The 18,280-nt window shown below is 71.6% G+C and carries 17 protein-coding genes and 2 tRNA genes; 12 read left to right on the top strand and 7 right to left on the bottom strand.

All coding sequences use genetic code 11. From position 1 onward, the window contains the following. Positions 1–92 precede the first annotated feature (92 nt). Genes DBP14_RS10135 through DBP14_RS10125 form a run of 3 tightly spaced genes read left to right on the top strand, consistent with a single transcriptional unit; the run spans position 93 to position 3,280 of the window. On the top strand, positions 93–1,817 hold the full coding sequence (locus DBP14_RS10135) for a TerD family protein (RefSeq protein ID WP_129306728.1): 1,725 nt from the start codon (positions 93–95) through the stop codon (positions 1,815–1,817). An 11-nt stretch (positions 1,818–1,828) separates the two neighbouring features. Further along, positions 1,829–2,509 carry an AIM24 family protein gene (locus DBP14_RS10130; RefSeq protein WP_129306726.1) on the top strand — a complete coding sequence of 227 codons (681 nt, stop codon included), beginning with the start codon at positions 1,829–1,831 and terminating at the stop codon, positions 2,507–2,509. A gap of 15 nt (positions 2,510–2,524) precedes the next feature. Next, positions 2,525–3,280: an AIM24 family protein gene (locus DBP14_RS10125; RefSeq protein ID WP_129306724.1), complete on the top strand. Its 756-nt coding sequence runs from the start codon at positions 2,525–2,527 to the stop codon at positions 3,278–3,280. A gap of 68 nt (positions 3,281–3,348) precedes the next feature. Here the strand turns inward: DBP14_RS10125 and DBP14_RS10120 are convergent, their stop codons facing one another. Further along, positions 3,349–3,864, bottom strand: a complete 516-nt coding sequence (locus DBP14_RS10120) for an NUDIX hydrolase (RefSeq protein WP_129306723.1) — start codon at positions 3,862–3,864, stop codon at positions 3,349–3,351. Continuing rightward, entirely contained in the window at positions 3,861–5,336 is a 1,476-nt protein-coding gene (locus tag DBP14_RS10115; RefSeq protein ID WP_129306721.1) for a zinc-dependent metalloprotease, read from the bottom strand. The genes DBP14_RS10120 and DBP14_RS10115 overlap by 4 nt, the downstream gene beginning before the upstream one ends. 193 nt (positions 5,337–5,529) lie before the next feature. Between DBP14_RS10115 and DBP14_RS10110 the strand changes: the two genes are divergently transcribed. The 4 genes from DBP14_RS10110 (at position 5,530) to DBP14_RS10100 (ending at position 8,810) form a co-directional block, all read left to right on the top strand. Further along, positions 5,530–6,642, top strand: coding sequence for an SDR family oxidoreductase (locus tag DBP14_RS10110; protein ID WP_129306719.1), 1,113 nt, complete (start codon positions 5,530–5,532; stop codon positions 6,640–6,642). A gap of 288 nt (positions 6,643–6,930) precedes the next feature. Then, entirely contained in the window at positions 6,931–7,392 is a 462-nt protein-coding gene (locus tag DBP14_RS10105; protein ID WP_129306717.1) for a molybdenum cofactor biosynthesis protein MoaE, read from the top strand. 96 nt (positions 7,393–7,488) lie between these two features. Then, positions 7,489–7,662: a hypothetical protein gene (locus tag DBP14_RS35985; RefSeq protein WP_164992292.1), complete on the top strand. Its 174-nt coding sequence runs from the start codon at positions 7,489–7,491 to the stop codon at positions 7,660–7,662. A gap of 50 nt (positions 7,663–7,712) precedes the next feature. Then, positions 7,713–8,810 carry a PDZ domain-containing protein gene (locus tag DBP14_RS10100; RefSeq protein WP_129306715.1) on the top strand — a complete coding sequence of 366 codons (1,098 nt, stop codon included), beginning with the start codon at positions 7,713–7,715 and terminating at the stop codon, positions 8,808–8,810. Between the two features lie 95 nt (positions 8,811–8,905). Here the strand turns inward: DBP14_RS10100 and DBP14_RS10095 are convergent, their stop codons facing one another. Then, positions 8,906–9,448 carry a PPA1309 family protein gene (locus DBP14_RS10095; protein ID WP_241740859.1) on the bottom strand — a complete coding sequence of 181 codons (543 nt, stop codon included), beginning with the start codon at positions 9,446–9,448 and terminating at the stop codon, positions 8,906–8,908. A gap of 163 nt (positions 9,449–9,611) precedes the next feature. Here DBP14_RS10095 and DBP14_RS10090 point away from each other — a divergent pair, with 163 nt between their 5' ends. From DBP14_RS10090 to DBP14_RS10075, 4 genes are all read left to right on the top strand, one after another. Continuing rightward, on the top strand, positions 9,612–12,479 hold the full coding sequence (locus DBP14_RS10090; protein WP_129311774.1) for a UPF0182 family protein: 2,868 nt from the start codon (positions 9,612–9,614) through the stop codon (positions 12,477–12,479). Positions 12,480–12,520: 41 nt separating this feature from the next. Then, positions 12,521–12,594 (top strand) — tRNA-Met (locus DBP14_RS10085). A gap of 205 nt (positions 12,595–12,799) precedes the next feature. Beyond that, positions 12,800–14,611 (top strand): tetratricopeptide repeat protein, encoded by a 1,812-nt coding sequence (locus DBP14_RS10080; RefSeq protein ID WP_206739243.1) that lies wholly within the window; start codon positions 12,800–12,802, stop codon positions 14,609–14,611. Between the two features lie 245 nt (positions 14,612–14,856). After that, positions 14,857–14,930: transfer RNA gene (locus tag DBP14_RS10075), tRNA-Met, on the top strand. Positions 14,931–15,016: 86 nt separating this feature from the next. Here DBP14_RS10075 and DBP14_RS10070 read toward each other — a convergent pair. From DBP14_RS10070 to hisN, 3 genes are all read right to left on the bottom strand, one after another. Next, complete coding sequence (locus DBP14_RS10070) at positions 15,017–15,433, bottom strand: Fur family transcriptional regulator (protein ID WP_129306713.1); 417 nt, start codon at positions 15,431–15,433, stop codon at positions 15,017–15,019. 66 nt (positions 15,434–15,499) lie between these two features. Continuing rightward, the gene (locus tag DBP14_RS10065) at positions 15,500–15,916 is read right to left on the bottom strand and encodes a CBS domain-containing protein (RefSeq protein ID WP_129306711.1); all 417 of its coding nucleotides are present in this window, start codon (positions 15,914–15,916) and stop codon (positions 15,500–15,502) included. 145 nt (positions 15,917–16,061) lie between these two features. Continuing rightward, positions 16,062–16,862, bottom strand: coding sequence for a histidinol-phosphatase (hisN, locus tag DBP14_RS10060; RefSeq protein WP_129306710.1), 801 nt, complete (start codon positions 16,860–16,862; stop codon positions 16,062–16,064). Positions 16,863–17,200: 338 nt separating this feature from the next. On the opposite strand from hisN, the gene DBP14_RS10055 reads away from it, so the two are divergent. Next, positions 17,201–17,977: a TetR/AcrR family transcriptional regulator gene (locus DBP14_RS10055; protein WP_241741206.1), complete on the top strand. Its 777-nt coding sequence runs from the start codon at positions 17,201–17,203 to the stop codon at positions 17,975–17,977. Here the strand turns inward: DBP14_RS10055 and DBP14_RS10050 are convergent. Then, positions 17,931–18,254, bottom strand: coding sequence for a multidrug efflux SMR transporter (locus DBP14_RS10050; RefSeq protein ID WP_129306706.1), 324 nt, complete (start codon positions 18,252–18,254; stop codon positions 17,931–17,933). The genes DBP14_RS10055 and DBP14_RS10050 overlap by 47 nt on opposite strands. Positions 18,255–18,280: the final 26 nt, after the last annotated feature.

Genomic DNA, 18,280 nt, shown 5'->3' with positions numbered 1-18,280 from the left:
TACCGGGTCTGTACCGACTGCGGCCGATGTCGGTGTTTGCGGTTAGCCTGTCGCGACGCACTCACATTCGGGATGGGGGACGGTCGTAACGCATGGCCAGGGAATTCCAACGCGGCCACAAGGCCAGGATCAGTGACCTGACGGCGGGCACCGATCTGTACGTAGGCGTGCAGATCACCGCCCCCGGACTGTCCTTCGACATCAGCTGCTTCGGTCTGGACGCCGACGAACGGCTGTCGGACGACCGGTACTTCGTCTTCTTCAACCAGCCGAAATCGCCCGAGGAGTCCATCCAGCTGCTCGGCGCGCAGGCCGGCGACACGGAGTCGTTCCGGATCACGCTGGACCGGATCCCGCAGGCGATCCGGAAGCTGTCGTTCACGGCGACCATCGACGGTGGCGGGCAGATGTCCCAGGTCAGCCCCGGCTACCTGCGGATCGTCGCGGGCGGCGAGGAGGTCGCCCGGTACTCGTTCACCGGCGCGGAGTTCTCCACCGAGCGGGCCGTCATGCTCGGCGACTTCTACTTCAAGGACGTGTGGCGGTTCGCCGCCGTCGGCCAGGGCTTCGACGGCGGCCTCGACGCGCTGCTGAAGAACTTCGGCGGGGAGGTGATGGAGGAGGAGGCCCCCGCCGCGCCGCAGCAGCCCCAGCAGCCGCAGTCCGGCGCCGCCCCCGGTTTCGCCCCGCCCGCGCAGGCCGCCGCGCCCCCCGCCTTCGGCGCACCGGCCGCACCGTCACCGGCCGCGCCCGCCCCGGCACCCGCGCCGCAGCCCGCCCCGCAGGGCTTCGCCCCGCCGCCCGGCGCGACCCCGCCCCCCGCCCCGGCCCCGGCGCCCGCGCCGAACGTGCACGCCGCGCCCACCGTCATCGCCCCCCTGGCCCCGCCCGCCGGCGGCACGGTCCCGCCCCCGGCCCCGGCGCCCGCGCCCTACGGGCAGCCGCCGCAGCAGCCGTCGTACGGCGGCCGGCCGAGCGCCCCCATGCCCCCCGGTTACGGGCAGCCGCCCCAGCAGCCCTCGTACGGCGGCCAGCCCGGCGGGCCCACGCCGCCCGGCGCGCCCATGCCCCCCGGCTACGGCCAGCAGCCGCCGGCGTACGGCCAGGTCCCCGGCCAGCAGGCCTACGGCGCACCGCAGGGCGTCCCGCAGACCGGCGCCGGAGTGGCGGCCGCGCTCCAGATGTTCAAGGAGACGCCCACCGGCCAGCGCTGGACCCAGCAGAACAAGAAGCTCATGCGGGTCGACCTCGGCATCGGCGGGCAGCCCGTGCTGGCCCGGCAGGGCAGCATGGTGCTTTACCAGGGCAAGGTCGACTTCAGCTACAAGGGCGCCGGGTTCGCCGGACGGATCGTCGGCAACGCCACCGGCCAGGAGATGCAGCTGATGCGCTGCACCGGCCAGGGCCAGGTGTTCCTCGCCGAGAACTCCACCCACCTGCACCCCATCGAGCTCCAGGGGGACGCGATCTGCGTGTCCGCCGAGAGCGTCCTCGCCTTCGACGAGACCCTGCAGTACGAGGTCCGCCGCATCGAGGGACACGGCATCCCCGGCGGCGCGCTGTTCACCATGCAGTTCCAGGGGACCGGCACGATCGTCGTCAAGACGCACGGCACGCCCGTCGTACTGCCCGTGACGCCGACGACGTTCGCCGACTGCAACGCGATCGTCGCCTGGTCGGCGGCCTCCCAGGTGATCGTCTCCAGCCAGGTCCGCATGCGCCGCAACGCCTACCCGGGCGACACGGGAGAGAGCATCAACCTCCAGTTCCGGGGCGCCCCCGGCAACTTCATCGTCGTCCAGCCGTACGAGGTCTGAGGGAGCCCGTCATGAACCAGCCGCTCGCGGGCTTCGCTCCCGCACCCGTCACCGCCCGCATGGAGAACCACGGCGGCCACATGCTGAAGGTCGCCATGCAGACCGGAAACGACCTCTTCGCGCGCGTGGGCTCCATGGTCGCCTACGAGGGCTTCGTCCAGTACGAGCCGAACCCGCCGGCCGTCCGCCAGATCGCCCGTGACTGGATCACCGGCGAGGGCGCACCCCTGATGAAGTGCACCGGCGACGGCCTGCTGTACCTCGCCGACTACGGCGCCGACGTCGTCGTCATCAACCTGAACGGCGACGGCATCTCCGTCAACGCCACCAACCTGCTCGCCTTCGACGCCCACCTCAGCTGGGGCGTGGAGCGGGTCAAGGGACTCGCGAAGTTCGCCGGGCAGGGCCTGTGGAACACCAGGATCTCCGGGCAGGGCTGGGTCGCGCTGACCTCCCGGGGCAAGCCGATCGTCGTCGACTGCGGCGGTGGCGAGGACGAGACGTACGTCGACCCCGACGCGCTGGTCGCCTGGTCGCCGAACCTGAAGGTGAAGGGCAAGCGCAGCTTCAAGGCGCAGTCCCTGATCGGCCGGGGCAGCGGCGAGGCGTACCAGATGGCCTTCTCCGGCCAGGGCATCGTCGTCGTGCAGCCCAGCGAGGACAGCACCGACCGCCTCCGGATCCGGGGCTGAGGGGGAGCAGGACACATGCAGAGCCCACTTTTCGCGTTCAACGACACCCAGGCCCAGGAGCGCTGGAGCCTGCAGAACAAGCAGCTGCTCCGCGTCACCCTGGAGGGCCACGACGACATCCTCGCCCGCAAGGGCACGATGGTCGCCTACCAGGGGCTGGTCGAGTTCGACGCCGAGTACCAGAGCAACACCCAGCGCCGCTCGCGCGCCCGCACCGGCGAGGGCCTGGACCTGATGCGCTGCCACGGGCAGGGCACGGTGTACTTCGCCAACCTCGCCCAGCACGTGCACATCATGGACGTCGAGCAGGACGGACTGACCGTCGACAGCTCCTACGTCCTCGCCATGGACTCCTCGCTGCACCACGAGGTCATCGCCGTGGACAGCCAGTACGGCATCTCCGGGTCCGGCAAGTACCAGCTGAACATCACCGGCCGCGGCAGGGTCGCCCTGATGACCTCCGGCGCGCCGCTGCTCATGCAGGTCACGCCCGACAAGTACGTCAACTGCGACGCCGACGCGATCGTCGCCTGGTCGACCGGGCTGCGCGTGCAGATGCAGGCCCAGACGCACTCCTCCGGGGTGTGGCGGCGGCGCGGCAGCACCGGCGAGGGCTGGGAGCTGAGCTTCATGGGCTCCGGCTTCGCGCTCGTCCAGCCCAGCGAACTGTTCCCGCCGCAGCACGCCCAGATCGGCCAGGGACTCGCCGCCCAGTACGGCATGGGCCAGCACGGGGCGCGGGCGCAGAACCAGGGCAACGTCTGGAACTGAGCACGATCCGAGCCACGGGTAAGGGGTGACCGCCATGGCGGTCACCCCTTACCCGTACGCCCTCGCCTTCACAGCCTCGCGCGCGTCGCCTCCAGCAGCCGTACGACGGACCCGTCGGCCACGTCGGCGACCTCGCCGTAGCCGAACCAGCGCAGGTCCAGGGACTCCTCGCTGATCATCTCCACGGACCCGGGCGGCGCCACGGCCGCGTACTGCACGTCGAGGTGCCAGGCGCACGGCGTGTGATGGCGGTCCAGGCGCGCGGGGCCGCCCGGCAGCAGGGTCAGCCCGGCGATCCCGGACTCCTCCGTCGCCTCCCGCAGCGCGGCCTGCGCCAGCGTGGTGTCGGCCGGCTCGCAGTGGCCGCCCATCTGCAGCCACATCCGCAGCTTCCGGTGGAGGGTCAGCAGCACCCGCTCGCGCTCCGGGTCGACGACCAGGGCGCTCGCCGTGATGTGGCCGTCCGCGCAGGCCTTCCACATGCCGTCCGGATGCGCCTGGAGGTGCTCCAGGTAGACCTGGCGCAGTTCCCCCTGGTCCTCGTACTCCTTCAGCACGAGGACCGCGTCGTCATGCAGGCTCACTCGGTGTCGTCACCCTTGGTCTCGCCGTCGCCCGGCGCCGTGCCGTCGTTCTTCTCGCCGAGGTCCGGCTTGTCGGCCTTCTTGAGGTCCGGCTTGCCCGCCGCCTCGCCGAGCATCTTGTCCAGCTCGGAGAAGTCCAGCTGCTCGCGGTGCACGAACCCGTCCGGGTCGTCCAGGTCGTCCGCCGTCGGCAGCATGTCCGGGTGGTGCCACAGGGCGTCCCGGCCGTCCACCCCGCGCGCGTCCGTGAGCGAGGCCCACAGGCGGGAGGCGTCCCGCAGGCGGCGGGGCCGCAGCTCCAGGCCGATCAGCGTGGCGAACGTCTGCTCCGCGGGGCCGCCGGTGGCGCGGCGCCGGCGCAGGGTCTCGCGCAGGGCGTCCGCGGACGACAGACGCGGCTTCGCGGCCGCGTGGACCACCGCGTCCACCCAGCCCTCGACGAGCGCCAGAGCCGTCTCCAGACGGGCCAGGGCGGCCTTCTGCTCGGGCGTGTCCTCCGGCTGGAACATGCCCTGCTGGAGGGCGTCCTGCAGCTGCTCGGGGTTCTGCGGGTCGAACTGGCCGACCACGTCCTCCAGCTTGGCCGTGTCGACCTTGATCCCGCGCGCGTAGCCGTCCACCGCGCCGAACAGGTGCGAACGCAGCCACGGCACGTGCGTGAACAGGCGCTGGTGCGCCGCCTCCCGCAGGGCCAGGTAGAGCCGCACCTCCTCCTGCGGTACGCCCAGGTCCTTGCCGAACGCCTCGATGTTGGCCGGGAGCAGCGCGGCCTTCCCGGCCGGGCCCAGCGGCAGGCCGATGTCCGTCGAACCGACGACCTCGCCCGCGAGCACGCCGACGGCCTGCCCGATCTGCGTGCCGAACATGGCACCGCCCATCGAGCGCATCATGCCGATCAGCGGGCCCGCCATGGCCTGCATCTCCTCCGGCAGGACATCGCCCATGGCCGCGCCGACCCGCTCGGCGACCGGGTCGACCAGCTCCTGCCAGGCCGGCAGGGTCGCCTCGACCCACTCCGCGCGGGACCAGGCCACGGCCGATCCGGCGCCCGACGGCAACGACGTCGCGTCGTCCAGCCACAGGTCGGCCAGGCGGACGGCCTCCTGCACGGACGAGCGGTCGGAGGCTCCGACGCTCGCGTCCTTCACGCCGTCGGCCGTGCCCTGCGCCACGGTCTGGCGGGCGATCTGCTTGGCCATGTCCCAGTTCACCGGCCCGCCCTCGTACGAGAGCATCTGGCCGAGCTGCTGGAACGCCGCTCCCAGGTCGGTGGGGTTCAGCGAACCGAACATGGCTGCGAGCGGATTGTCGGCGCCGGGGCCGCCAAAGCCTCCGGCTCCGGGCAGGCCGCCGAAACCGAACGGGTTGGCCGGTCCCTGCCCACCACCGCTCTCCTGGTCCTTCTTCTTGCCCTCGTCGCCGTCTTCCGGCTCCTCCGGCGGAAGGCCGAATCCGAATGGGGTGTCACTCACGGGATTCCTCGGCTGGTAAGGCCACCGGTCTGTCTCCGGCGGCGCGGCTGCCCGACAACACCACCCAGCGTAGACACCCGGACCCCGATCGGGCCTCGGTGCTCCGCCGACACAACGCCTGCGGCAGGATGGATGCACCTGGTACGTACGCGTCACTCGCGCCCGTACTGAAGACAACCTCTGGAGACGCCCGGTGAGTTCCCCAGATCCGCAGGTTCGCGCAGCGCGAAACCTCTCAACCTCGCCCGCCCTGCGCGGCCCCGTCGTCGCGGTCACCGGTGCCGCCACCGGGGTCGGCGCGCTGCTCACCGAGCGGCTGGCCGCCTCCGAGGAGATCAAGCAGGTCATCGCCCTGGACGAGCAGCGCGGGGAGTGCGCGGCCGCCGAGTGGCACATCCTCGACGTGCGCGACCCGGCGATCGCCGACAAGCTGCGCGGCGCCGACGTCGTCGTGCACCTCGCGCTCGATCTCGACCTCGGGAGTGACGCCGCCGCCCGGACGGCCTACAACGTGCGCGGAACGCAGACCGTCCTGACCGCCGCCGCGGCGGCCGGCGTGCACCGGGTGGTGCTGTGCACCTCCGCGATGGTCTACGGCGCGCTCCCGGACAACGAGCTGCCGCTGTCCGAGGACGCCGAGCTGCGTGCCACGGCCGAGGCCACCGGCGTGGGCGACATGCTGGAGATCGAACGGCTGGCACGGCGCGCCCCGCGCGCGCACCCCGGGCTGAACGTCACCGTCGTACGGCCCGCCCTGCTGGTCGGCGGCACCGACACCGCGCTGACCCGGTACTTCGAGTCGCCCCGCCTCCTCGTCGTCGCCGGATCGCGTCCCGCGTGGCAGTTCTGCCACGTCGAGGACCTGTGCGGGGCCCTGGAGTACGCCGTCCTGGAGAAGGTCGACGGGGAGCTGGCGGTCGGCTGCGACGGGTGGCTGGAGCAGGAGGAGGTCGAGGAGCTGAGCGGGATCCGGCGGATGGAGCTGCCGTCGGCGGTGGCGCTCGGCGCGGCGGCCCGGCTGCACCGGATCGGGCTCACCCCGTCCCCGGCGGGGGACCTGGCGTACACGATGTACCCCTGGGTGGTCAGCGGGAGCCGGCTGCACGACGCGGGGTGGCGGCCCGGCTGGACCAACGAGGAGGTGCTGGCGGAGCTGCTGGAGGAGGTCGCCGGGCGGCACACGGTGGCCGGGCGGCGGCTGGGGCGGAAGGACGCGACCGCGGCGGGGGCGGCGGGGGCGACGGTCGCTCTGCTGGGTGCGGCCGCGGTGGTGCGCCGGGCGCGGAAGGCTCGGCGGCGCCTGTAGCGAGGGGCTCCGCCCCTGCGACCCCGCCAGGGGGCTCCGCCCCTGCGACCCCGCCAGGGGGCTCCGCCCCTGCGACCCCGCCAGGGGGCTCCGCCCCTGCGACCCCGCCAGGGGGCTCCGCCCCTGCGACCCCGCCAGGGGGCTCCGCCCCCTGGACCCCCGGCCTCGCCCGCCCACCACCCGACTCGGTGGGTTGAAGAGGCACTGTAGAAGCCTCTAACGCGGGTGTGGGTCTGACGGGGGAAACTCGTATTCCTGGATGTCGGGGGTGTGCGGCACCATGGGCGTATGGGAGCTATGAGCGATCACCCCGGGGAGCAGGCCGCGCAGGATCCGATCAAGTTGATCGGGGTGCGGGAGACGGCGCTGTCGCTGGACGAGGTGTTCCGGGCGGTGGGGGACGACGCCGCGGGCGGGACCGCCCTGTTCGTCGGGACCGTGCGCAACCATGACGGCGGTGCCGATGTCGACGCGCTCGGGTACTCGTGCCATCCCAGTGCCGAGGCCGAGATGCGGCGGATCGCCGAGAAGGTCGTCGCCGAGTTCCCGGTGCGGGCGCTGGCCGCGGTCCACCGGGTGGGGGACCTCAGGATCGGGGACCTCGCGGTCGTCGTCGGCGTGTCGTGCCCGCACCGGGGCGAGGCCTTCGAGGCGTGCCGCAAGCTCATCGACGACCTCAAGCACGAGGTGCCCATCTGGAAGCACCAGAAGTTCTCGGATGGTACAGAGGAGTGGGTCGGGGCCTGCTGAGTTGCGTAACCGGGGGGTGCGCGTGAGCGTTGTCCGTGCGGATGGTTAATCTGTTGATCAGTCAGTCGCGGACGCTCATGGGGTTGGGAGGTCGGCATGGCGGCACTCGTCTGGTTGCTGATTCCGCTGGTGGCCGCGATCGCGGCCGGGCTGTGGGGAAGTTGGGCCAACCGGACCCGGAAGGCGCGCAGTGACGGCCCCGAGCTCGACGGGTACGCGCGCTTCCGCGCGGCCATGGAGAAGTCCGACTCGGGCGCCCGCGGGGCGTGACCGGGGTGCCCTGACGGTCCGCTGACAGAGGCGTCCCGTACTGTCGTTCCATGCCACGCCGCACCGCGACGATGCTCGCCTCCACCCTGATGCTGATCGCGCTCCTGTGCGCGGGAGTGCTCATCCCCGTGCCGTACGCGGAGATGTCCCCCGGGCCGACCGTGAACACGCTCGGGAACCACGGCGGTGAGCCGGTGCTGCAGATCTCCGGGCACAAGACCTATCCGACGGACGGGCATCTGAACATGACCACCGTCCGGGTCACCAGCGCCGACTTCCGGATGAACATGGTGGAGGCCGTCTACGGCTGGCTGGCGCGCGACAGCGTGATCGTGCCGCACGACACCCTCTACCCGGACGGCAAGACGGAGCAGCAGTCCACCCAGGAGAACGCCGAGGAGTTCAGCGAGTCCCAGGAGAGCGCCAAGGTCGCCGCCCTGAAGCAGCTGCACATCCCCGTGAAGTCCTGGGTGATCGTCTCCGCCGTCGTCAAGGACTCCCCGGCCGAGGGCAGCCTGCACGCGGGCGACGCGATCAAGGCGGTGGACGGCACCGCCGTGAAGCAGCCCTCCGACGTGGCCAAGCTGGTGACCAAGCACAAGCCCGGTCAGAACGTCGTCTTCACCGTCGTCCCGGCCAAGGACCAGGCCGCCGCCGCGAAGGCCGGCAAGCCGGCCACCACGACGCGGAAGGTGACCCTGACGACGACCACCTCCCACGACACCGGCGCCAAGCGCGCCATCGTCGGGATCACCGCGGGGACCGACCACGCCTTCCCGTTCAGCATGGACATCAAGCTCGCCGACGTCGGCGGCCCCAGCGCCGGCATGATGTTCGCCCTCGGCCTCTACGACAAGCTCACCCCGGGCAGCCTCACCGGCGGCGCGTTCGTCGCGGGCACCGGGACCATCGACGACGACGGCAAGGTCGGCCCGATCGGCGGCATCGAGATGAAGACGATCGGCGCGCGCCGGAAGGGCGCCCAGTACTTCCTGACGCCCGCCGAGAACTGCGCGAGCGCCGCCAAGAACACCCCGGACGGACTCCGGCTCGTCAAGGTCAAGACGATCGAGGACGCCCTCGCCGCCCTGAAGGACATCCGCACCCACCACACGGACGCCCTGCCGAAGTGCACCACCAAGGGCTGAGCCACGGACAGTGAGCCGTCCGGGGGCGCCCCTGCCGGTGGGGGCGCCTTTGCCACTCGGGCGCCCCCGGCATCCTCGTCCTCGTGGCCCCGGGATCAGTCCTCGAACGTGGCCGTCAGGGCCTCCGCCAGACGCGGCACCAGGTCCGGGCCCGTCAGAACCTCCGTGGGGGAGTCCTTCTCGCGCAGGCGCAGCGCCGACTCGCGGCTGCCGTCGCGCAGCACCGCGACCGTCATCCTGACCTCCTGGCGCTCGGGGTGCTCGGCCACCCACGTCGCCAGCTTGGCCTCGCCCAGCCCCTGCGGGACCTGAGCCTCGGCGGACGGCGGCAGCATCAGACGCTCCACCGTCAGCGCGCAGCCGGCCACCGCGTCGGGCCAGGCGATGGTGCCGAGGAACTCGTCGAGCTGCTTGCCCGCGGGGATCTCGTCCTGCTCGATCGGGGTGAGACCGGTGGTCTCGGGCTCGTCCTGCAGGCCCAGCTGGGCCGCGAGCGAGGGTTCCTGGGCCCGCAGCCGTGCGGTGTCGACGAGGGCGAAGAGGCGAGCGGGCTGGTCCCAGCCGAGGCCGGAGGCGTACTCGTCGATCTCGAGTACGGCCCGGGTGAGGGGGTTCGCTGCCATGGGAGTGTTGGACATGGTCACAATCCTGCCTCGTTCCCGGCCGGAACCGGGAACCGTGTGAACCGTGAGTAAGTTGCATAGGTGTGGGCCCGCGATCACGGGGGGCCACGGACGGCCCGCGAACACGGGGGCCGGACGGATCGAGAGCGACTTCGAGGGGCGCACCTTGGCTTTCCAGATGCCGGACCGCGGCGGAGGTCCGACGGGACCGCGGATCAGAGCGGGCCGCCCGTCCCGGGGCGTCCGGACCCTGCTCATGACACTGGGCGTCCTCGCCGTCCTCGGCATGGCGTTCACCATGTTCGCGGGCTTCTGGACGGACTGGTTGTGGTACCGGTCGGTGCACTACTCGTCCGTGTTCACGACCACGCTGTGGACCAAGATCGGGCTGTTCTTCGTCTTCGGCCTGCTGATGGCCGTCGCGGTCGGGGTCAACATCTGGCTCGCGCACCGGCTGCGGCCCCCGCTGAGCGCCATGTCCATGGAGCAGCAGAGCCTGGACCGCTACCGGATGGGCATCGCGCCGTACAAGACGTGGCTGCTGCTGGCCATCACCGCGCTCGTCGGCCTGATCGCCGGCGCCTCGGCGGCAGGCCAGTGGCGGACCTGGCTGATGTGGGTCAACGGCGTCCCCTTCCACCAGACGGACCCCCAGTTCCACCTGGACATCTCGTTCTACGCGTTCGAGCTGCCCTGGTACCGCTTCCTGCTGGGCTTCGGCTTCGCCGCGGCGATCCTGTCCCTGGTCGCCGCCGCGCTCACCCACTACCTGTACGGCGGCCTGCGGGTCACCAGCCCCGGCGCGCGCGCCACCGCCGCCGCGACCGGGCACCTGTCGGTGCTCCTCGGTATCTTCGTCGCGCTGAAGGCGGTCGCCTACTGGCTCGACCGGTACGGCCTCGCGGTCAAGTCCAGCGACTTCAAGGCGACGGGCAACTGGACCGGCCTGCGCTACGTGGACGCCAACGCCTACCTGCCGGCCAAGACGATCCTGTTCTGCATCGCCGTCATCTGCGCGCTGCTGTTCTTCGCGACGCTGTGGCGGCGCACCTGGCAGCTGCCGGTCATCGGCTTCGGCCTGATGGTCCTCTCGGCGATCCTGATCGGCGGCCTGTACCCGGCCATCGTGCAGAAGTTCCAGGTGCAGCCCAACGAGCAGGCGAAGGAGGCGCCGTACGTCCAGAAGAACCTCAAGGCCACCCGCGAGGCGTACGGCATCGACGACGCCAAGGTCACCGACTACTCGGGCAAGCCCAGCACGTCGGACAAGGGCAAGCTGCGCGACGACGTGAACGGCGCGGCCAGCATCCGCATCATGGACCCGAACATCGTCTCCCCGACGTTCCAGCAGCTCCAGCAGATGAAGAACTTCTACGGGTTCCCGACCAACCTGGACGTCGACCGGTACTCCACCAAGGACGGCAAGGACCAGGACACCGTCGTAGGACTGCGCGAGCTGAACCTGGACGGCATCCCGAAGAACAACTGGATCAACGACCACTTCCGGTACACGCACGGCTTCGGCTTCGTCGCGGCGAAGGGCACCGAGGCCGCCGACGGCGAACCGGTCTTCACCGAGAAGAACCTGCCCACGACCGGTGACCTGCCGTCGTACCAGCAGCGGGTGTACTACGGCGAGAAGACCACCACCTACTCGATCGTCGGCGGTCCCCAGAAGGAGATCGACTACTCCACCGACGACGGTGAGAAGACGACGAGTTACCGGGGCAAGAGCGGCGTCAACCTGGCCAACCCGCTCAACCGGGCCGCGTACGCGGTGGCGTTCAACGAGCCGCAGATCCTCTACTCGGGAGCGATCGGCAAGGGCTCGCGGATCCTGTACAACCGCACGCCCAAGGAGCGCGTCGAGGCCGTCGCGCCCTGGCTGACCATCGACGGCGACGCCTACCCGGCGATCGTGGACCACCACATCCAGTGGATCGTCGACGCCTACACGACGACGAACGGCTATCCGTACTCCTCGCGTACGACCCTCGGCGACACCACCGCCGACTCGCTGACCGCCACCAACAACTCCCGTGCGGTGGTGGCCCAGCAGAACCAGGTCAACTACATCCGCAACTCGGTGAAGGCGACCGTCGACGCGTACACCGGCGAGGTCAAGCTCTACCAGTGGGACACCCAGGACCCGGTGCTGAAGACCTGGATGAAGGCCTTCCCCGGCACGGTGAAGTCCAAGGCGTCGATCTCTCCGGACCTGATGGCCCATCTGCGGTACCCGCAGGACCTGTTCAAGGTCCAGCGCGAGCTGCTCACCCGCTACCACGTCACGGACGCGCAGACGTTCCTGACCGGCAGCGAGGTCTGGCAGGTCCCGGACGACCCGACGAACAAGTCGGGCAACGCGGTGCCGCCGTACTACCTGAGCCTGCGGATGCCCGACCAGAGCAAGCAGGCGTTCTCGCTGTCGACGACGTTCACGCCGAACGGCCGGCCCAACCTCAGCGCGTTCATGACGGTCGACTCCGAGGCCGGCAGCAGCGACTACGGCAAGATCAGAATTCTGAAACTGCCGACCAGCACGACGGTCGACGGACCCAGACAGGTACAGAGCAAGTTCAACTCCGAACAGGAGATCGCCGCCGCCATCAAACTCCTCAAGGGCGGCGACTCCGAAGTGGAGTACGGCAACCTGCTGACCGTCCCGCTGGACGGGGGCCTGCTGTACGCGGAGCCGGTCTACGTACGCGGCGGCGGGCTGAAGTACCCGTTGCTGCGCAAGGTTCTGGTCACCTACGAGGGCAAGACGGCGTTCGAGAACACCCTCGACGAGGCGCTCGACGTGGTGTTCGGCGCGAAGCCGTCCACCACCCCACCCTCGGACACGGGCACCAAGCCACCGCCCTCCACCGGCAACCCGACGGTCCAACAGGCCCTGAACGACGCGCAGAAGGCCTACGAGGCCGGGCAGCAGGCGCTGACGAAGCAGGGCGGCCCGGACTGGAACGCGTACGCCAAGGCCCAGAAGGACCTCCAGGAGGCGCTGAAGAAGGCCCAGGAGGCCCAGTCCGGCAAGAAGGGTTGATCAACTCCACCCCATACCGTGGTACTGTTACCAGGCAACGGCGCGGGGTGGAGCAGCTCGGTAGCTCGCTGGGCTCATAACCCAGAGGTCGCAGGTTCAAATCCTGTCCCCGCTACTGAAGTCGAAGGCCCGGATCCTCAAGGGATCCGGGCCTTCGTGGTGTGCGAACTCATGTGCAGACGACGGGTGCGGCCGCGCCGCCGTGGGGAGTTGGGGAAGCTGTGTTTGACTTGTCTCTCTGTGGGCATGTCGACAAAACGCTGAAGTGACCTCGCAGGCTGCGGTATACCGGGTGTACCCAGGTTGCAGGTGGTGCGACGATGGACGTTATGGGGGACAAGGCAACTCTGTACGAGACAGGGCGATTTGTGCAGCCTCCCGGTGAGGAACCGGCCCGCGACGAACTCGGCGAGATGGCGGACGCCGCCGAGGAGGTCCGCCTCCGGCTCGCCGCGGAGTCCGGCGACGTCGAGGCGACGAGCGTCCTCGGAGCCATACTGCTGCGCCGCGGCGACCTCGACGGAGCCGAACCCCAGCTGCGCGCCGCCACCGCGGCCGGCGACCGGGCCGCCGCCAACAACCTCGGCGTCCTCCTCCACCAGCGCGGATACCCCGAGGAGGCCGCCGGCTGGTGGCGGATCGCCGCCGTCGCCGGTTCCGCCGCCGCCGCGCACGCGCTCGGCCGCCACCACCGCGAACGGGGCGACGAGCCCGCCGCCGAGTACTGGCTGCGCCAGTCCGCCGAGCAGGGCCACGCCCTCGGCGCGTACGCGCTCGCCGATCTGCTGGAGCACCGGGGCGACAGCGGCTCCGGGCGCTGGATGCGGGCCGCCGCGGAGCGCGGCCACCGCGAGGCCGCCTACCGGCTGGCGCGCGCCCTCGACCGGAGCGCCGTACGAACGGACGAACCGGTGGCCGACAACGCTGTCGAGGAGGCCGAGCAGTGGTACCGGCAGGCCGCCGCGCGCGGTCATCGGCGGGCCGCGCTGCACCTCGGCGCGATCCTGGAGAAGCGCGGGGAGCTGAAGGAGGCGGGGCGCTGGTACCTCACCTCCGCCAAGGACGGCGAGGCGCGGGCCGCCTGCGCCCTCGGGTTCCTGCTGCGGGACGCCGGGGATACCGAGAGCGCCGCAGTGTGGTGGCTGCGGGCCGCCCAGGACGGCGACGGCAACGCGGCCAACGCGCTCGGCGCGCTGCACGCCGAGCGCGGCGAGACGCAGACCGCCGAACGCTGGTACCGGGCGGCGATGGACGCCGGGGACGACAACGGGGCGTACAACCTCGGACTGCTCTGCGCCGAGCAGGGCCGGACCTCGCAGGCCGAGGAGTGGTACCGCCGGGCCGCCTACGCCGGGCACCGGGAGGCGGCGAACGCGCTGGCGATCCTGCTGCTGCGGGGCGGCGACACGACCGGCGCCGAGCCGTGGTTCTCCAAGGCCGCCGAGGCGGGCAGCGTCGACGCCGCCTTCAACCTCGGCATCCTGCACGCCGGGCGCGGCGAGGAGCGCGGCGCCCTGCGCTGGTACGAGCGGGCCGCCGCCGCCGGGCACACCGAGGCCGCGCTGCAGGTCGGGATGGCCCGGCTGCGGGCGGGGGACGAGCCCGAGGCGGAGCGGCACCTGCGCTGCGCGGCGGGCGGGGGCAGCGCGGAGGCCGCGTACCGGCTGGCCGCCGTGCTGGACGCGCGCCGGCCGCCGGAGCCGGCCCACGAACTCGGCGAGATCGTGCACGAACGCACCGAGTGCGAGGAGTGGTACGAGCGCGCGGCCACCCAGGGGCACCGGCGCGCCCAGGTGCGGGTCGGCATGCTCGCCGCGGCCCGCGGCGACGTGGTGGAGGCGGCGCGCTGGTACCGGGCGGCGGCCGAGGCGGGCTCCCGCAACGGAGCCTTCAACCTGGGGCTGCTGCTGGCGCGGGAGGGGAGCGAGCCGGAGGCGGCGGTGTGGTGGACCCGGGCTGCGGACGCCGGGCACGGCCGGGCGGCGCTCCGGCTGGCCCTGGTCTACGCCCGCCGGGGCGAGCTGGCCGAGGGGCAGCGGTGGGCCGACCGGGCGGTGCTGCTGGGGCCGGCCGAGGTGTCGGAACGGGCGGGACGGCTGCGGGACGCGCTGCGGGAGGAGCTGTCGGCGTGACGCTGCGCCGGGCTTCGGCGGGTTTGCTTCCCGCTCACCCGCTCACCCGCTGACCCGCTGACCCGCTGACCCGCTGACCCGCTGACCCGCTGACCCGCTGACCCGCTGACCCGCTGACCCGCTGACCCGCTGACCCGCTGACCCGCTGACCCGCTCGACTCGCTTGGCCGGACGGTGGCCGCGCCCGGCCCGATGTAATCGATTTGCTTCTGCCGGGACCCCTCGCGTAGTGTCGTGTTCACCGACGCGGGGTGGAGCAGCTCGGTAGCTCGCTGGGCTCATAACCCAGAGGTCGCAGGTTCAAATCCTGTCCCCGCTACTGATGATCGAGGGCCGGAATCCAGAAATGGGTTCCGGCCCTCAGTCGATTGCTCCGGTGCTCCGGGGGACGTTTCTACGGCGTTCTTACGCGCTTGCGCAGGTCGGGCACAGCCCGCGGTACGTCACCTCGACGTTCGACACCGTGAAGCCGAAGCGCTCGGAGTCGGGCAGGTCGGCGAGCGGGTTGCCCGTCGGGTGGACGTCACGGATCGAGCCGCAGCGGGCGCAGATCAGGTGGTGGTGCGGCTGGTGCGCGTTCGGGTCGTACCGCTTCGCGCGCTGGTCGGTGGTGACCTCAAGCACCTCACCGAGCGTGACCAGCTCACCCAGCGTGTTGTAGACGGTGGCCCGGGAGATCTCCGGGAGCTTGGCGACGGCCCTGGCGTGCACCTCGTCGGCTGTCAGGTGCACGTGCTCGCCGTCCAGGACCTCGGCCACAACGCGGCGCTGTGCGGTCATCCGCCATCCGCGTCCACGCAGCCGTTCCAGAAGGTCGCTCATGGCTACCAGACTAACAGCAAGGGGGACCAGGTCGGGAATAGGTGTGACTTTGGATCGTAACCCGACTTAGACAAAGTCCGAGGCGTGGAGGTGGGCCGCTGCCGGCTCCCGTGCCGGGGCCCAGCAGCGGATGATGTCGCGGACCGAGACGATCCCGGCGGGTTCGCCCCGGTCGAGGACGATCAGGTGCCGGAAGCCGCCGTGGGCCATGGCGCGGGCGGCCTCCTCCAGGGTCCAGGTCGGGGCGGCGAAGACGACGTCGTTGGTGGTGTGGGCGTGGATGGGCTCCGTGTCCGGGTCCTGGCCCAGGCCGACGGAGTTGAGGATGTCACGTTCGGTGAGGATGCCGATGCCGCCGGCGTCCGGGTCGTGGACGATGGCGGCGCCGATCCGGCGGGCGGACATCAGGGCGGCTGCCTGGCGGAGGGTGTGTGCGGGGCCGACGGTGAGGACCACCGTGCTCATGGCGTCACGGACGAGCATGGGATGGGGCCACCTCCTGGTCCCTGATTGTTCAGGGGTTCACAAGTTCACAAGTGGGCGGTGGCTTCAGAGTGCCAGGTAAAGGAAGAGTCAACAAGAGGGCGCGCGAGGCCAGTTGAGGGCGTGCGCACGCGTCCCGTGCTGCTCAGTGGCGCTGGTTGAGATACCCCAGCATCTCGTCGTGCAGCAGACCGTTGGAGGCGGCCGCGTTGCCGCTGTGCGGGCCCGGGCTGCCGTCGAGGCCCGTGAAGCGGCCGCCGGCCTCCGTCACGATGATCGCGTTGGCGGCCATGTCCCACAGGGACAGCTCCGGTTCGGCGCACAGGTCCACGGAGCCCTCGGCGACCATCATGTAGGGCCAGAAGTCGCCGTACGCGCGCGTGCGCCACACCTCTCGGGTGAGGTCGAGGAAGCCGTTCAGCCGGCCCTGCTCCTCCCAGCCGGAGAGGGAGGAGTACGCGAAGGACGCGTCCGCGAGGCTGCCGACGCGGGAGACGTGCATGCGGGTGGCGGAGGTCAGGCTTCGGCCGGTGAACGCGCCGTGGTCCTTGGCGGCCCACCAGCGGCGGCCGAGGGCGGGGGCGGAGACGAGGCCGACGACGGGCTGGTAGCCGGTCTCGCCCGCCTCCATCAGGGAGATGAGGGTGGCCCAGACGGGGACGCCGCGGACGTAGTTCTTGGTGCCGTCGATCGGGTCGACGACCCAGCGGCGGGGGCCGGTGCCGGTGATGCCGTACTCCTCGCCGAGGATGGCGTCCCGGGGGCGGGCGCGCTGGAGCTGGCCGCGGATGAGTTCCTCGGCGGACTTGTCCGCCTCGCTCACCGGGGTCATGTCCGGCTTCGTCTCCACCTTCAGGTCGAGGGCCTTGAAGCGGGCCATGGTGGCGGCGTCGGCGGCGTCCGCGAGGACGTGGGCGAGGCGGAGGTCGTCGAGGTAGTCCGGCATGTGAGGAACGGTATCTGTCCGGGGTTGTACGGGGCTACAGGGGGCGGTGGTGCGGGCGCGTCCCCCTGCGGTCGCCGGCCGGGGGTGAGTCCGCTCACCGGCGCTCGCCGGGTGCCGCTGCGCCCACCCGTGCCGCCCTTGGCGCACGCATGCCCGCAGCTACGTACGTGCTTACGTGCCTCGTCAGGGGCGCGGGGAACCGCGCGATCGGCCACAGCGGACCCGCACTGAGCAGTCGGCCCCGGCCGCCCCCTGATTCGCGGCCCGGGGCCCCTTGACAGGGTCTGGCGCCCCGTCAACTCTGGGCGCAGAGCCGATCGTCCCGCAGGGAGGCGATGATGCCTGGAGCCCGGGAGTCGTTGCTGGACGCCGCTGCGGCGGCCCTCGCGCGCCGGGCGTGGTCGGCGGTGCGGATGGTGGACGTGGCCGCGGCGGCCGGGGTGTCACGGCAGACCCTGTACAACGAGTTCGGCAGCAAGGACGGCCTGGCCCGCGCCCTGGTGCGGCGGGAGGCCGACGGCTATCTCGCCGGGGTCGACCGCGCCCTCGCCGGCTCCGCAGAACCGCGGGAGCGGCTCGCGGCGACCGCCGAGTGGACCGCCTCCGCCGCCCGCGGCAACCCGCTGGTCCGGGCCATGCTGACCGGCTGCTGGAGCGAGCGCCTGCCGGCGCCGGCACTCGCGGCCGTGCCGTCCGCCTCCGCCGTACCCGCGCAGCGCCGCGCGGACAGGCCACTGCCCTCGCCCGGCGACTTCGTGCGGATGGTCCGGGACCGCGCGGTCGCCGCCCTGACCGGCCCGGCGTCCTCCGTCGGCCGGGATACCACCGGCCTGACCGGCCCGGCGTCCTCCGTCGGGCGGGACACCGCCGCCCTGACCGGCCCGGTGGCTGCCGTCGGGCGGGATACCGCCGCCCTGACCGGCCCGGTGGCCTCCGTCGGGCGGGACACCGCCGGCCTGACCCGCTCATGCGAACTGGCCGTCCGCCTCGGCCTCTCCTGCGTCGCCGCACCGCCGGCCGACGGCAGTGTCGCCGAACTCGTACTCGGCGCCCTGGCCCCGGCAGGATCTAGTGGGCCGACCCCGACAGCTGGAGGCCGATCACGCCCAGGATGACGAAGCTGATCGAGACGATCTTCAGGGTGGAGACCAGGTCGCCGAGGAAGATCATGCCGTAGACGGCGGTGCCCGCGGCGCCGATGCCGGTCCAGACCGCGTAGGCGGGGCCGACGTCGAGCCGCTTCAGGGACAGGGTCAGCAGACCGAAACTGCCCAGCGCGAACGAGGCGAAGGCGACCGTCGGCCACAGCCGGGTGAACCCGTGGGAGAGCTTCAGGCACACGGCGAAACCGGTCTCCAGCATCCCGGCCACTATGACCAGCAGCCACGCCATGTGCGGTCCTCCCGTAGATCCGGATC

The sequence above is a fragment of the Streptomyces sp. L2 genome, assembly GCF_004124325.1.
Lineage (GTDB): Bacteria > Actinomycetota > Actinomycetes > Streptomycetales > Streptomycetaceae > Streptomyces.
This window is presented reverse-complemented; position numbering and strand designations above follow the sequence as displayed.

Coding starts and splice junctions, on each gene's coding strand:
- DBP14_RS10095 (WP_241740859.1), bottom strand. CDS start 9,448: ATGTCCAACACTCCCATGGCAGCGAACCCCCTCACCCGGGCCGTACTC.
- DBP14_RS10135 (WP_129306728.1), top strand. CDS start 93: ATGGCCAGGGAATTCCAACGCGGCCACAAGGCCAGGATCAGTGACCTG.
- DBP14_RS10050 (WP_129306706.1), bottom strand. CDS start 18,254: ATGGCGTGGCTGCTGGTCATAGTGGCCGGGATGCTGGAGACCGGTTTC.
- DBP14_RS10080 (WP_206739243.1), top strand. CDS start 12,800: ATGGACGTTATGGGGGACAAGGCAACTCTGTACGAGACAGGGCGATTT.
- DBP14_RS10130 (WP_129306726.1), top strand. CDS start 1,829: ATGAACCAGCCGCTCGCGGGCTTCGCTCCCGCACCCGTCACCGCCCGC.
- DBP14_RS10100 (WP_129306715.1), top strand. CDS start 7,713: ATGCCACGCCGCACCGCGACGATGCTCGCCTCCACCCTGATGCTGATC.
- DBP14_RS35985 (WP_164992292.1), top strand. CDS start 7,489: ATGGCGGCACTCGTCTGGTTGCTGATTCCGCTGGTGGCCGCGATCGCG.
- hisN (WP_129306710.1), bottom strand. CDS start 16,862: ATGCCGGACTACCTCGACGACCTCCGCCTCGCCCACGTCCTCGCGGAC.
- DBP14_RS10070 (WP_129306713.1), bottom strand. CDS start 15,433: ATGAGCGACCTTCTGGAACGGCTGCGTGGACGCGGATGGCGGATGACC.
- DBP14_RS10065 (WP_129306711.1), bottom strand. CDS start 15,916: ATGCTCGTCCGTGACGCCATGAGCACGGTGGTCCTCACCGTCGGCCCC.
- DBP14_RS10105 (WP_129306717.1), top strand. CDS start 6,931: ATGGGAGCTATGAGCGATCACCCCGGGGAGCAGGCCGCGCAGGATCCG.
- DBP14_RS10055 (WP_241741206.1), top strand. CDS start 17,201: ATGCCTGGAGCCCGGGAGTCGTTGCTGGACGCCGCTGCGGCGGCCCTC.
- DBP14_RS10125 (WP_129306724.1), top strand. CDS start 2,525: ATGCAGAGCCCACTTTTCGCGTTCAACGACACCCAGGCCCAGGAGCGC.
- DBP14_RS10090 (WP_129311774.1), top strand. CDS start 9,612: ATGCCGGACCGCGGCGGAGGTCCGACGGGACCGCGGATCAGAGCGGGC.